The sequence below is a fragment of the Levilactobacillus paucivorans genome (genome assembly GCF_001437125.1).
GTDB lineage: Bacteria > Bacillota > Bacilli > Lactobacillales > Lactobacillaceae > Levilactobacillus > Levilactobacillus paucivorans.
Genome location: NZ_JQCA01000072.1, coordinates 17,364 through 31,619, shown reverse-complemented (window position 1 = coordinate 31,619; position 14,256 = coordinate 17,364). Strand labels below are relative to the sequence as shown.

Sequence of the window (14,256 nt, the reverse complement as noted above, 5' to 3'; positions counted from 1 at the left end):
TTCTCGAGGCGGCATTTTGAATTTAAATTTAGAAGGTTGCGGGAATGGGTAAGGCTTCCTGTTGGCTGAAGTCAGCTGTAGGGAACTTCCGTTTCAAGGCAGCAACCAAGAGGTGCTTAGCGATGTCCCCGTTCCGGGTCAAGATCGGACCGTGGAAGTAGGAGCAGTAAACGTTCTTGTAGATGGCGCCTTCAGTCCCGTCCTCGCCGTTATTACCCTTACCGGAGACCACGTTACCCAAGGGGCGTTCGTTGGTTCCCAGAAAAGTCCGGCCTTGATGGTTTTCGAAACCGTGGTAAGTCTCGCCGGTTTCCTGGTTCTTGATGACGATGTTGCCAATGAACCGGTTGTTGTCCTGGGCCAACGTATAGTGGTCAAGGGCGCCAATGCCAGGTAGCTTTTCACCGTTAGCCCCAATATAGTAGTGGCCTAAGAGTTGAAAGCCCCCACAGATAGCGAGCAACGGACCGTCGGATTCAATGAACTTGGTCAGTTCGGCTTTCTTGGTTTGAATATCTTGGGAAACAATGGTTTGCTCAAAGTCCTGGCCCCCACCAAAGAAGGCGAGGTCATAGTCAGCGGCATGAAACTCTTCTTCCAGGCTGACAACCTTAACGTTTAAGTGGACGTCCATTTGTTTAGCGTAGTAGTTTAACGCCAAAATGTTCCCGACGTCTCCGTAGGTGTTCATTAAGTCTCCGTATAGGTGAGCCACGTTTAATTCGTAGGTCATACGCCCAATCCCTCCTTAATGTAGCCCTTAGCGGCTAAAATCTTACGCATTTGTAGCATGGCCGTGTAGGTGGCCAGCACGTAAACACGTTCGGTTGGCACCTGTTTAATTTGTTCGACGACCTTTTCTAGATCGGGTTCCACGATGTGACGGCTATCCGGAATCCCGGCCACCTTGAAGCGGAAGGTGATGTCTTTGTAGCGTTCGCCACCGGTGATGACGGTTGGAATGTCCAGATTAGCAAGTTGTTCGAAGTCGCCATCCCAGATCCAACTCGTATCGATCCCATCGGCATAGTTGGCGTTGAGCAGGCCGACCAGTGAAAATTGGTGGGTGTCTGTGCCAATCATATGCAGGACTTGGTCCAAGCCCACGGGATTCTTGACCAGAATGATTGTGACCTGTTTGCCATCAACGTCAATGACTTCTTGACGGCCAAAGACCCGTTCGTTCGCGGTAAAGGCCTGCGAAATTTGGTCAGGTGAAACCTCGAGAAACCGGCCCACGGCATAGGCGGCCAGGGCATTGTAGATGTTATAGGTTCCCCCGACACCGATCGTGTAGGAATGGCCGTCCAAGTCAAAGGTTGATGACGTTGGGGTCTGTTCGCCCAATTTAGTCAACCGGTAAGTCAACTCTGGACGATGGAAGCCACAATTGGGGCAAAAGTACTTACCCTGGTTACTGTAGGTTAAGGAATGATAGTGCAGAATGTGTTCGCAGACGGGACATAGGACGCCGTCGGTATTGGGCTTCGCCTTGAAGTCACCATCTGGTTGGTCGTCAAATCCATAGTATTGAATGGGGTTTGGCAGTTCCTTAGAGTTAAAGATTGGGGAATCGCCGTTGGCAATAATGGTGGCCTCAGGGGCTAAAGCCACCCCATCCAAGATTTTTTGATAGGTTGTGTAGATTTCCCCGTAGCGGTCCATCTGATCGCGGAAGATGTTTGTGAAGACGAAGGCCTTAGGCTGAATGTACTTGGTGACCTTGATCACGTTAGCCTCGTCGACTTCTAAGACGGCAATGGGCCGACCGGTCTTGGGACGTTTAGCATTCAGAAAGGTGGTGACAATCCCTTGTTCCATGTTGGAACCGGTCGGGTTCGTCAGGATAGACGGGTACTTCTGACCCAACACGGAGACGGTGAGGGCCGTGGTCAACGTTTTCCCGTTGGTTCCGGTGATGACGATGACGTCGTAGTTGGCCCCCAACGCCTTCAGAATATTAGGGTCGAGCTTTAAGGTAATTTTTCCAGGCAGGGAACTGCCCCCGTGAAGAAAGGTGTGGAGAAACCAGTAAGAGGATCTCCCCGCAAAGGTGGCAAAGCCGCTTCTCAATGACATGAATTGTCGCTCCTTAATTGCACTAATTTTTTAAAATTGCCGTTTCATTAATATTCAAACATTCATTTTAGCATTTTTTCCGGAAATAGGGGAGCAGCGGGCCTGAACTTTGTTAAATCGCAAGGAAAGTTTGCACGGTCTGAGGTCGAATTTTCAGGTGTAATCAGCTATAATAGATAGAAACTGTCAAAAAGGTGGGAGTAACGTGGCACAGCTATTTTTTCGGTACGGTGCAATGAATAGTGGGAAAACGATCGAGATTCTAAAGGTCGCGCATAACTACGAGGAACAACACAAGCGGGTCATCATCATGACCAGTGGCCTGGACACCAGAGATCAGGTCGGTTACATTGCCAGTCGAATTGGGCTGAAGCGAGAAGCCCATCCAATTTTTGAAGAGACCAACTTGTATGACGAGGTCAAGCGCATCGACGAGCACGCCAACTGTGTGTTAATTGATGAGGCGCAGTTCCTCACCAAGGATCACGTGTTGCAATTGGCTCGTGTGGTGGATGAGTTAAAGGTTCCCGTCATGACGTTTGGCTTGAAGAATGACTTTAGAAATGAACTGTTTGAAGGGTCTAAATATCTGTTGTTGTATGCAGATAAGATTGAAGAGATGAAGACCATTTGCTGGTTCTGTGCCAAGAAGGCCATTATGAATCTGCGATTCCACGACAACCAACCGGTTTACGAGGGCGAACAAGTCCAAATCGGGGGGAATGAAGCATACTACCCCGTTTGTCGGCGGCATTATTTCAATCCACCATTAGATCAGATCGGTAAATAACGAAACGAGGTTAAGTAGAGAATGGACGAGATGTTTGAAAAACTGCAAGCCGTAGCCGACCGCTATGACGAGCTGAACGAATTAATTAGTGACCCCGCAATTATTGCGGACACCCAGCGTTTCATGAAGCTTTCGAAAGAAGAAGGCGAATTGCGGGAAACGGTGGACAAGTATCACCAATTTGAAGATGTCACCCAGCAAATCAAGGATGACGAGGACATGTTGTATGAAAAATTAGACGACGACATGGCCACGATGGTTAAGGAAGAATTGAAGGATCTGGAAGCCCAAAAGGAGCAGTTAGAAGAAGACATCAAGCTGTTGCTTTTGCCTAAGGACCCTAACGATGATAAGAATATCATCATGGAAATTCACGGGGCTGCCGGTGGGGATGAAGCCAGCTTATTTGCGGCCGACTTGTTTAGCATGTACTCCAAGTACGCCGAACGCCAAGGTTGGAAGATTGAAGTTGTTGACGAGAACGCCACCGAAGTCGGTGGGTTCAAGGAAATTGTTCTCATGATTACCGGGGACAAGGTTTACTCGAAGCTCAAGTTCGAAAACGGGGCTCACCGGGTTCAACGGGTGCCCGCAACCGAATCAGCCGGTCGGGTGCATACCAGTACCGCAACGGTTGGGGTCATGCCTGAGGAAGAAGAAGTCGACATTGACATCGATCCTAAGGATATTCGGACCGACGTTTACCGGTCTTCTGGTGCCGGTGGTCAACATATTAACAAGACTTCATCTGCCGTGCGGATGACCCACTTACCAACGGGGATCGTCGTGGCCATGCAAGATGAACGGTCACAACAACAAAACCGGGCGAAGGCCATGCAGATTCTGCGGGCCCGAGTCTATGATTACTACAAGCAACAGGAACGTAGCGCCTATGATGCCGAACGAAAGTCCGCAGTGGGAACGGGGGACCGGTCCGAACGGATCAGAACCTACAACTACCCTCAAAACCGGGTGACTGATCACCGCATCGGCTTGACGTTGAATAAGCTGGACCGGATTATGAATGGGGAACTCGATGACATCATTGATGCCTTGATTCTTTCCGATCAAGCCGCTAAATTAGAAGATTTAAAGAACAATGACTAACGCCCACACTTACCTGACGGCATTGCGGTGGGGTGAGGACCAGTTACAGGAAACGACGGCCGATCCGGCTGCCGCACAATACCTGTTGCTGGAGAGTCATGGGTGGTCATTTACCCAGCTGGTTCAGCATTATCGTGAGCCAATGCCGAATGCCGAGTGGGTGACCTATCAGCAGCGAATTTCTCGGATTGTAGCCGGCGAACCTGCCCAATATATCTTGGGTCAGGCGCCGTTCTACGGGCAAGGCTTTCGCGTCACACCAGCCACACTGATTCCCCGTCAAGAAACGGAGGAATTAGTCGCCTGGATCTTAAACGATGTCGTCGCTGTCAGCCAACACGTGTTAGACGTGGGCACTGGAAGCGGCGCCATTGCCGTGACCCTCAAGGCGCAACGCCCCGAGTGGGTAGTGACGGCCACGGATATTTCGGCTGAGGCGGTAGCAGTTGCTCGTGAGAATGCCGCGGCCCAACACGCCGAGGTGATCTTTGCGGTCGGAGATCTATTTACCCCGGTAGCTCGTCAACGTTTTGACGTGATCGTGTCCAATCCGCCCTACATCGATCGGTCGGAGACGGCCGTGATGGATGATAGCGTGAAACGCTTCGAGCCTGACCAGGCTTTATTTGCGGCGGATCACGGTCTGGCGTTTTATCGCCGTTTTGCCACGGAATTAGCCCAACGACTGACGCCGACGGGGCAATTCTTTGCGGAAATTGGCTATCAGCAGGGCGCCGCGGTTCGGGCGATCTTTGAAACGGCACTGCCTACGGCAACTGTGACGATTCGCCAGGATATCAACGGGCAAGACCGAATGGTTCGAGTTCAACTCTAAGTTTAGGGAATGGGAGAGAAGAGACGGAATGGAAACGAAAATTTTTAAACCCAATCAGATTAGCGAAGCGGCTGCTGCCATCAAGGCAGGCCAACTCGTGGCCTTTCCCACCGAGACCGTGTATGGTCTAGGCGCGGATGCCACCAATGAGGCCGCCGTGAAACAGGTGTATTTGGCCAAGGGACGTCCGAGTGACAATCCACTGATTGTCCACGTGACGGGTCAAGCTACTGTAGAACAGTATGCCCAACCCTTGTCAGATAAGGCCCAAGCACTCATCAAGGCTTTTTGGCCAGGTTCACTGACGTTGATCTTCAAGTTACAGCCAGGGGCCTTATCGCCGGCTGTGACTGGTGGATTGCAGACGGCTGCTTTCCGGAATCCGGACAATCAGGTGACGCTAGACCTCATCAAAGAGGCTGGAGTACCCCTGGTAGGGCCATCCGCTAACACTTCTGGTAAACCTAGTCCGACCTTAGCCAAGCACGTTTACCATGATTTAAATGGGAAAATCGCGGGCATCTTGGACGATGGCCCTACTGAAGTGGGAGTCGAATCGACGGTCTTGGATATGTCGACCGACGTGCCAACGATCCTACGGCCAGGCGCCGTGACCGAGGAAGAACTGGAGGCCGTGATTGGCACCGTGCGATCAACCCATCATAAGGTTGGGGCGACCGAGGTTCCTAAGGCGCCGGGGATGAAGTACAAACACTACGCACCTAACGCTCAGGTCTACATTGTCGATCACGTGACGGATTGGGCGGCAGCGCTCAAGTGGGCCGGTCAACAGGATGATGCAATTGGGATCATGGCGCTTGACCACACGTTGAGTGGGTTGACCTTACCTCAGAATGCCGAATTCTTTTCACTGGGCCGCGACTTACCAAGTGCCAGCCACCGGTTGTTTGCCGGATTACGACACTTTGACCTGGAGTCCCCCGTCAAGGGCATTTTAGCGCAGGGCTTCTCCGATGAGGGCTTGGGTGCGGCTTACATGAACCGCCTCAATAAGTCTGCTGGCCAGGTTCATTTTACAAAAGATCAATTATTATAAGTTTGATGAGCAAGGCGGTCCCGCCAGAGCTGAAAGTTTGGTAGAATGAAACCAACTACAGTTCAGGAGGGACCGCCATTGAATTTTAAAGAACAAGATCCAGCTTTATGGGGCGCCATTGCGCATGAGGAACAGCGGCAAGAGGATACCATTGAGTTGATTGCCTCTGAAAATATCGTCAGTCACGCCGTCCGCACGGCACAGGGCTCCGTTCTAACCAACAAATATGCTGAGGGCTATCCTGGCAAACGGTATTACGGGGGAACCCAGTACATTGACGTTGTGGAACAACTGGCGATTGACCGGGCTAAGAAGCTCTTCAACGCCGAATATGCCAACGTGCAACCCCATTCCGGTTCACAGGCCAATCAGGCGGTCTATGCGGCTTTCTTGAAGCCTGGGGACACCATCTTGGGGATGGGCCTGGATGCCGGCGGTCACTTGACCCATGGGGCCAAGGTGAACTTCTCTGGTAAGCTCTACCAAGCCTACAGCTATGGGTTGAATCCGGAGACCGAACTTTTAGACTATGACATGATTCGCGACCTCGCCTTGAAAGTGAAGCCACAATTGATTGTGGCCGGGGCTTCAGCTTATTCACGCACGATTGATTTCCAAGCCTTCAGAGATATCGCCGATGAGGTTGGCGCCTACCTGATGGTGGATATGGCGCATATTGCCGGTTTAGTGGCGGCAGGTCTGCACCCATCGCCAGTGGGAATTGCCGACGTGGTCACCACGACGACGCACAAGACTCTTCGTGGGCCACGAGGGGGCCTTATCCTCTCGCAAGCGGAGAATGCCAAGCGACTGAATTCAGCCGTCTTCCCTGGCACGCAAGGCGGTCCTCTGGAACACGTGATTGCCGGTAAAGCGGCGGCGTTCTTTGAAGACCTCCAGCCAGCGTTTACCGACTATGCGCAGGCAATCATTGACAATGCCCAGGCCATGGCCGATGAATTTAACAAGTTACCAACAGTTCGCGTCGTTTCCGGCGGGACGGACAACCACTTGATGACCTTAGACCTTTCTGCCACTGATTTAAATGGGAAGCAGGCGCAGGAACTGCTGGATAGCGTCATGATTACGACGAATAAAGAAGCTATTCCGAATGAAACACTGAGTCCTTTCAAGACTTCAGGTATTCGGTTAGGGACACCCGCGATTACAACGCGCGGATTTAATCCGGACGAGTGTCGTGAGGTAGCTCAGCTCATCGTGAAGACCATCTTAAACCCTAATGACGAGACGGTGTTAGCTGAGGTCCGGGACCAGGTTAGAACGTTGACGGCGGCTCATCCACTGAGTGCGTTAAATTAATTAACGAAAAAACGTTTTCATTTTAAATTAGTCCGTTGCAATGGCTTAGATAATGGTACAATTGTAAGAAATCACAAAGGAGCGTTTATTCATGGGGAAGTTTCAAGTACTTGACCACCCGTTGATTCAACACAAGTTAACAATTATTCGGAACAAAAACTGCGGCACTCGTAGTTTTCGCGAGGTTGTTAACGAAATCTCGACGCTGATGGCATACGACGTTTCACGCGACATGCCATTACAAGACAAGCAGATCGAGACACCAATGGGCCAGATGACGGCAAAGGAGTTATCTGGTAAGAAAGTTGCCATTGTGCCGATCCTGCGTGCTGGTATCGGAATGGTCGATGGTATCCTAGAATTGATTCCAGCCGCTAAGGTGGGTCACATCGGGATGTACCGTGACGAAAAGACCTTACAACCCCACGAATACTTTGTTAAGTTGCCGTCTGACATTGACCAACGACAGATCTTTATTGTCGACCCAATGTTGGCAACCGGTGGTTCTGCTATCATGGCAATCGATGCCTTGAAGAAGCGGGGCGCTAGCAACATGAAGTTTGTGTGCTTAGTTGCCGCACCAGAAGGTGTTAAAGCCTTACAAGAAGCCCATCCAGACGTTGATATTTACACGGCTGCTTTGGATGATCATATAAATGAAGATGGCTACATTGTTCCGGGATTAGGCGATGCGGGTGACCGCTTGTTTGGGACAAAGTAAACATAATTTTCAAGTCTGACCGAGTCCCCGGTCAGGCTTGTTCTTTTTATGAAAATATGATGAGTAAGCGACCTGATCGGCGGCCTGATGGGCTCCACCTGGAAGCGTTCTCATTGTTTTCACAGCGCTTTTTGCAAAGCTATGAAAGAAAATGATTTTCTTGGTAAAAAGTGGGAAATATGCTTTGTCTTTTACCTATTTTGGTGGTATCATTTTTATTGTGTTTGAGCACGCTTTCTTGCGTTCAAAAATTCGCAACAATGGTCTTAAATGATTACAGGTTGAAAGGACCAGGCGAAAATGTCTTTGAAAAGAGGTGATATTAGGTGGGAAGTGGTACAGTTTCAACCTTTCGAATTTGGAAGTTAACATTTAGTACTGCTAATGTGGTGTCAGGTTTGGTGGTGTTCATCCTGGCATTCGCAGTTATCTTCTTTACGTCTCGACATGTTTCGATGCGGCCTTCAAAAGGCCAGAACTTTCTCGAATGGTTAATTGACTTCACCAATGGTATCTTAAAAGGGTCAATTCCAGCCAAGGAAGTTAGTGGATTTGGACTTTGGGGATTCACGTTATTCCTGTTTCTCTTTCTTTCAAACCAACTTGGTTTATTCTTCAACGTTGCAATCAATGGTTCTGCAATTGTTCGAAGTCCAACATCTGATCCAATTGTAACGTTGACGATGTCAATGATGACAGTTGTTTTGGCTAATTATGCTGGCCTCAAAAAATGGGGAACCAAGGGCTACTTGGCAAGCTTTGTTAAGCCATCGCCAATGTTCTTAGCATCGAACTTGTTTGAACAAGTCTCAAGTTTTCTGACTCTCGGTCTTCGTATTTTCGGGATTATCTTCTCTGGTGAAGTCTTACTGGAAATGGTTTGGTCTCTGGCTGAACTAAAAGGTATTCCGACGTTGATCGCGGCTGTACCAATTGAAATGGCTTGGCAAGGACTCTCAGTCTTCTTGGGCTCCATTCAAGCATATGTTTTCTTAACACTATCTTCAGTATACATTGGTCGACAATTAGAAGGTGAATAGGCAGTAAGCCTGTTCCAAATTCAAGGAGGAAATATTAATTATGGGTGCATTAGCAGCAAGTTTTACTATGATGGCAGCAGCATTAGCAGGGGCATTCGGTGACGCGATCGTTATCGTTAAAACCCTTGAAAGTATGGTTCGTCAACCTGAAATGGCCGGTCAATTCCGTACCACGATGTTCATCGGTGTTGGGTTAGTTGAAGCTATGCCAATCCTGGGCTTCGTTGTCTCACTGTTGTTGATGAACAAGTAATGTTCCAGGTTACTTTGGATTCAGCAAAAGTTGACAATGAAGGAGGTGTCAATAGATGCTCTCACATTTAGTGATTGATGCAACTCTCTACAACGGTGATTCGATCTTTTACGTTGTAACCTTCCTTCTGTTAATGTGGCTCGTCAAAATTTTCGCTTGGGGTCCCATTACGAAGATGATGCAACAACGGTCGGATAAAATTTCCGATGATATTGACCATGCCGAGAAGTCACGGGCCGAAGCTGCTGATTTAGCAGACCAACGTCAGGAAGCCTTAAAAGGTTCCCGCGTTGAAGCCCAACAAATCGTCAGCACGGCGAAGAGTGACGGACAGGAACAACGGGGTCAGATCATTAATAAAGCCGAAGCCGATGCACAGGCCTTGAAGGCCAAAGCCAAGGACGACATTGCCCAAGAACGGGAAGCCGCTTTGGTTGGTGCACGGAACGATGTGGCGGATTTATCTATTGAGATTGCTTCCAAGCTAATTCAGCGTGAATTGAATGCTAGTGATCAAAAAGAATTGATCGATTCTTATATCGAAGGGTTGGGGAAGCCACATGAGTCTTAATCGAACAACTGCAGCGAAGCGTTACGCCAAAGCATTGTTTGAACTCCTGGCCGAAAAGGACCAGTTAGACTCCGGTTACAGTGATCTTCAACAGCTTCGGCGAATCTTCGAAGACAATCCTAGTTTGAGTACGGTACTTTCGAATGCTAGTTTAGAATTGGACAAACGAGAAGCCATGGTTGCTGATTTAAAGCGCGATGCTTCACCTTATATCCAAAATTTAATTCAAATGGTCTTTGACTATGATCGTATGGATATCATGGTCGCCATTATCGAGCAATTTCAAGTTTTATATGATGAAAAGCAACAAATTGTCTATGCAGATGTCACGACTGCGGTTGCGTTGGTTGGAAACCAGGCCGACGTCCTTAGCCAGACATTTGCCAAGCGCGTTGGCGCCAAGAAAGCAATTTTGCGGTGTCAAGTCGACGCTTCTATTCTGGGCGGAGCCATTGTTAAGTCTGCTGGGATTGTCTACGATGGTAGTCTCCAGACCCGCATGAACCAGTTGCGGCAACGACTTTTAGCTTAGATTCTATGGAGAAAGAGGTGAAACTTTCATGAGCATTAAAGCTGAGGAAATCAGTGCTCTAATTAAACAACAATTAGAAAACTATACAGATGAACTCTCAGTTGAAGAGACTGGTACAGTAACTTACGTTGGTGACGGGATTGCCCGTGCCCACGGTTTAGACAACGCCCTTCAGGGTGAATTGTTACTGTTTGATAACGGGGTTTATGGGATGGTCCAAAACCTCGAAGCCAGTGACGTTGGTATCGTTATCTTGGGTGATTTCACTGGAATCACTGAAGGCGACACCGTTAAACGGACTGGCCGAATCATGGAAGTTCCCGTTGGTGATCAATTGATTGGCCGAGTTGTTAACTCATTGGGTCAAGCAATCGACGGTAAAGGGGACATCAAGACCGATAAAACGCGACCAATCGAACATAAAGCACCAGGTGTTATGGAACGGCAAGGGGTTAGTGAACCCCTACAAACCGGGATCAAAGCCATTGATGCCTTGGTTCCAATTGGCCGAGGTCAACGTGAGTTGATTATCGGTGACCGTAAGACTGGTAAGAGTTCCATTGCGATCGATACCATCATTAATCAAAAGGGTCAGAACATGATCTGTATTTATGTGGCAATTGGTCAAAAGGACTCCACTGTGCGGTCACAAGTTTCCACTTTGGAAAAGTTTGGCGCCATGGATTACACCATTGTCGTCAGTGCCGGACCATCTGAACCAGCACCATTACTGTACATCGCACCATATGCCGGTGCAGCCATGGGTGAAGAATTCATGATGAACGGCAAGCATGTGTTAATCGTCTATGATGATTTAACCAAGCAAGCCGATGCTTATCGTGAACTTTCCTTGATTTTACGTCGGCCACCAGGCCGTGAAGCGTACCCTGGGGATATTTTCTATACCCACTCTCGTTTACTCGAACGTGCAGCCAAGTTGAATGATGAATTAGGTGCCGGATCTATGACCGCGTTACCAGTTATCGAAACCAAGGCTGGAGACGTTTCTGCCTACATTCCAACCAACGTTATTTCCATCACCGACGGGCAAATCTTCTTGAATAGTGATTCCTTCTATTCAGGGATTCGGCCAGCCATTGATGCCGGGACTTCAGTTTCTCGGGTTGGTGGGGATGCTCAAATCAAAGCCATGAAGAAAGTTGCCGGGACCTTGCGTTTGGACTTATCCGCATACCGGGAACTGGAATCATTCGCACAATTCGGTTCCGACTTGGATGCCGCTACCAAGGCCCGTTTGGACCGTGGTGCTCGGACCGTGGAAGTCTTAAAGCAAGGCTTGCATGAATCCGTACCCGTTGCCAAGGAAGTTATCATTCTCTACGCCTTGACCCACCGGCACCTTGATAAGCTCGAAGTGAGTGACGTTTTACGTTACCAAAACGAATTGTTTGCGTTTATGGACACGTCTTACAAGGCAATCGAAGATGAAATCACCAAGACTGGTAATTTACCAGAAGGCGATGCATTGGATGACGCACTTGCTGAGTTTGATAAGACTTTCCAACCGACCAAGCATAATGCTGAAGCGGACGACGATGATTCAGCAGAAAACTAGAATTGCTTGAAGGAAGGATGGTGAGAAAAAATGGCTGAATCTATCCATGACGTCCAACATCGGATTTCGTCAACCAAGGCAACCCGACAGATTACTGCCGCGATGCACATGGTGTCGACTGCGAAGTTGAACAAGATTCAGAAGCATACGGCTGGCTATCAAGAGTACGTCTCAAAGATCAAGTCAGTGGTCATGCGCTTATCTCAGTCTCAACTGTTTGATAATTCCTCAAACAAGTTACAGGCAGACCGTCCAGTTAAGAAAACGGCTTATTTAGTCATAACTTCTGACCGCGGTATGGTGGGGAGTTATAACAGTAGTGTCTTGCGCGAAGCCAATGAATTCATTGACAAGCAGACACCCAACCCAGATGACTATATGATTCTGGCTGTTGGGGGTACCGGAGCAGACTTCTACAAGAACCGAGGCATTAACGTGGCTTATGAATATCGTGGTGTTAGTGATGTTCCTGAGTTTAACGAAGTCCGGGAGATTGTAAAGACTGTGACGACCATGTTTGATAACGAAATCTTTGACGAACTTTACGTTTGTTATAACCATTTCGTTAACCGTATTACGTCGTCATTCCGGGGTGAAAAGACATTGCCAGTGGACCGTGAAACACTTGCGGGTGAAGCTGTTAGTGAGACGCCTACGTCCAATCTTGCAAACGATTATGAAACAGAACCTTCAGCGCAGGAGGTCTTGGATTCTATCCTGCCACAATACGCTGAGAGTCTGGTTTATGGTGCTATTTTGGATGCCAAAACTGCTGAACATGCATCAAGTTCTAATGCGATGCAGTCAGCCACTGACAACGCTGACGACCTGATCTCGGATCTGCAATTACATTACAACCGGGCTCGGCAAGCAGCGATTACGACTGAAATCACCGAAATTACTGGTGGTCAAGAAGCCTTAAAGAATTAATGACGGGAGGAATTAACGAATAATGAGTACTGGTAAAGTTGTTCAAGTTATCGGACCAGTTGTCGACGTTGAATTCCCATTAACTGATAAATTACCCGACATCAACACTGCCTTAAACATCAAACGTGATGATGGCACTGTCCTTGTAACCGAAGTTGCCCTTGAACTGGGTGACGGGGTTATGCGGACGATTGCCATGGATGGTACTGATGGTCTTCGCCGGGGCATGGAAGTTGAAAACACTGAGGCTTCCATTTCTGTTCCCGTTGGTGATGACACCTTAGGTCGAGTATTTAACGTTTTGGGTGATCCAATCGATGGTGGTGCCGAATTTGGGCCTGATGCCCAACGGATGCCAATTCACCGTGACGCACCGAAGTATAGCGAATTAAACCCTACGACCGAAATCCTAGAAACTGGGATCAAGGTTATTGACTTACTCGAACCTTACGTTCGTGGTGGGAAGATTGGGTTGTTCGGTGGTGCCGGTGTTGGTAAGACCGTTTTAATTCAAGAATTAATCCATAACATTGCGCAAGGCCATAACGGGATTTCCGTCTTCACCGGTGTTGGTGAACGGACCCGTGAAGGTAACGATATGTATTGGGAAATGAAAGGCTCCGGAGTTCTGAAGCAAACGGCCATGGTTTATGGTCAAATGAACGAACCTCCTGGTGCCCGGATGCGGGTTGCCTTGACTGGTTTAACGATTGCGGAATACTTCCGTGATGTTAAGGGCCAAGACGTTCTGTTGTTTATCGATAATATTTTCCGGTTTACGCAGGCCGGCTCTGAAGTTTCTGCCCTGTTAGGACGGATTCCTTCAGCCGTTGGTTACCAACCAACGTTGGCTACTGAAATGGGTCAGTTGCAAGAACGGATCACGTCAACGAACAATGGGTCGATCACCTCGATCCAAGCCGTTTACGTGCCTGCCGATGATTACACCGACCCTGCTCCTGCCACGACTTTCGCCCATTTGGATGCTACGACTAACTTGGAACGTTCTTTGACGCAACAAGGGATTTACCCAGCCGTGGACCCATTGGCTTCAACGTCAACTGCCTTGGCCCCTGAAATTATCGGTCAAGAACACTATGACGTTGCGACCGAAGTTCAACATGTTTTGCAACGTTACCATGAATTGCAAGATATCATCTCGATCTTAGGGATGGATGAACTTTCTGAAGAAGAAAAAACGATTGTTAACCGTGCACGGCGGATTCAATTCTTCCTGTCACAACCATTTACTGTGGCTTCCCAATTCTCTGGTTTACCAGGGAAGTACGTGAAGTTGGAAGATACCATTGATGGATTCAAGCAGATTCTGGAAGGTAAGTACGACAAGTTGCCAGAAGATGCCTTCCGTAACTGTGGTGGTGTCGAAGACGTCGTGGCTAAGGCCAAGGAAATGAATGACGCCGTCGCCAACAACTAGGGAGGAA

Annotated in this window: 15 protein-coding genes; 13 read left to right on the top strand and 2 right to left on the bottom strand. The window is 48.6% G+C overall.

Annotated features, from left to right (window positions below):
* Window positions 1–28: 28 nt before the first annotated feature.
* Both IV54_RS06855 and IV54_RS06850 read right to left on the bottom strand, forming a co-directional pair.
* Window positions 29–733, bottom strand: coding sequence for a type 1 glutamine amidotransferase (locus IV54_RS06855; protein ID WP_057878644.1), 705 nt, complete (start codon window positions 731–733; stop codon window positions 29–31).
* On the bottom strand, window positions 730–2,079 hold the full coding sequence (locus IV54_RS06850) for a Mur ligase family protein (protein WP_057878643.1): 1,350 nt from the start codon (window positions 2,077–2,079) through the stop codon (window positions 730–732). Before IV54_RS06850 ends, IV54_RS06855 begins: the two co-directional genes overlap by 4 nt.
* Window positions 2,080–2,284: 205 nt before the next feature.
* Between IV54_RS06850 and IV54_RS06845 the strand changes: the two genes are divergently transcribed.
* The 13 genes from IV54_RS06845 (at window position 2,285) to atpD (ending at window position 14,249) form a co-directional block, all read left to right on the top strand.
* Entirely contained in the window at window positions 2,285–2,869 is a 585-nt protein-coding gene (locus IV54_RS06845) for a thymidine kinase (RefSeq protein WP_057878642.1), read from the top strand.
* A 21-nt stretch (window positions 2,870–2,890) separates the two neighbouring features.
* On the top strand, window positions 2,891–3,976 hold the full coding sequence (gene prfA / locus IV54_RS06840) for a peptide chain release factor 1 (protein ID WP_057878641.1): 1,086 nt from the start codon (window positions 2,891–2,893) through the stop codon (window positions 3,974–3,976).
* Entirely contained in the window at window positions 3,969–4,811 is an 843-nt protein-coding gene (gene prmC, locus IV54_RS06835; protein ID WP_057878640.1) for a peptide chain release factor N(5)-glutamine methyltransferase, read from the top strand. The genes prfA and prmC overlap by 8 nt, the downstream gene beginning before the upstream one ends.
* A gap of 28 nt (window positions 4,812–4,839) precedes the next feature.
* Complete coding sequence (locus IV54_RS06830; RefSeq protein WP_057878639.1) at window positions 4,840–5,868, top strand: L-threonylcarbamoyladenylate synthase; 1,029 nt, start codon at window positions 4,840–4,842, stop codon at window positions 5,866–5,868.
* A gap of 78 nt (window positions 5,869–5,946) precedes the next feature.
* Window positions 5,947–7,188, top strand: coding sequence for a serine hydroxymethyltransferase (glyA, locus tag IV54_RS06825; protein WP_057878638.1), 1,242 nt, complete (start codon window positions 5,947–5,949; stop codon window positions 7,186–7,188).
* A 91-nt stretch (window positions 7,189–7,279) separates the two neighbouring features.
* Entirely contained in the window at window positions 7,280–7,909 is a 630-nt protein-coding gene (upp, locus tag IV54_RS06820; RefSeq protein WP_057878637.1) for a uracil phosphoribosyltransferase, read from the top strand.
* 326 nt (window positions 7,910–8,235) lie between these two features.
* Window positions 8,236–8,949 (top strand): F0F1 ATP synthase subunit A, encoded by a 714-nt coding sequence (gene atpB, locus IV54_RS06815; protein WP_057878636.1) that lies wholly within the window; start codon window positions 8,236–8,238, stop codon window positions 8,947–8,949.
* A 40-nt stretch (window positions 8,950–8,989) separates the two neighbouring features.
* Window positions 8,990–9,202: a F0F1 ATP synthase subunit C gene (atpE, locus tag IV54_RS06810; RefSeq protein WP_057878635.1), complete on the top strand. Its 213-nt coding sequence runs from the start codon at window positions 8,990–8,992 to the stop codon at window positions 9,200–9,202.
* 55 nt (window positions 9,203–9,257) lie between these two features.
* Window positions 9,258–9,773, top strand: coding sequence for a F0F1 ATP synthase subunit B (gene atpF, locus IV54_RS06805; protein ID WP_057878634.1), 516 nt, complete (start codon window positions 9,258–9,260; stop codon window positions 9,771–9,773).
* Window positions 9,763–10,305, top strand: coding sequence for an ATP synthase F1 subunit delta (gene atpH / locus IV54_RS06800; protein ID WP_057878633.1), 543 nt, complete (start codon window positions 9,763–9,765; stop codon window positions 10,303–10,305). Before atpF ends, atpH begins: the two co-directional genes overlap by 11 nt.
* Window positions 10,306–10,333: 28 nt before the next feature.
* On the top strand, window positions 10,334–11,881 hold the full coding sequence (gene atpA / locus IV54_RS06795; RefSeq protein WP_057878632.1) for a F0F1 ATP synthase subunit alpha: 1,548 nt from the start codon (window positions 10,334–10,336) through the stop codon (window positions 11,879–11,881).
* A 30-nt stretch (window positions 11,882–11,911) separates the two neighbouring features.
* On the top strand, window positions 11,912–12,811 hold the full coding sequence (locus tag IV54_RS06790) for a F0F1 ATP synthase subunit gamma (RefSeq protein ID WP_057878631.1): 900 nt from the start codon (window positions 11,912–11,914) through the stop codon (window positions 12,809–12,811).
* Between the two features lie 22 nt (window positions 12,812–12,833).
* Window positions 12,834–14,249: a F0F1 ATP synthase subunit beta gene (gene atpD / locus IV54_RS06785; protein WP_057878630.1), complete on the top strand. Its 1,416-nt coding sequence runs from the start codon at window positions 12,834–12,836 to the stop codon at window positions 14,247–14,249.
* Window positions 14,250–14,256 lie beyond the last annotated feature (7 nt).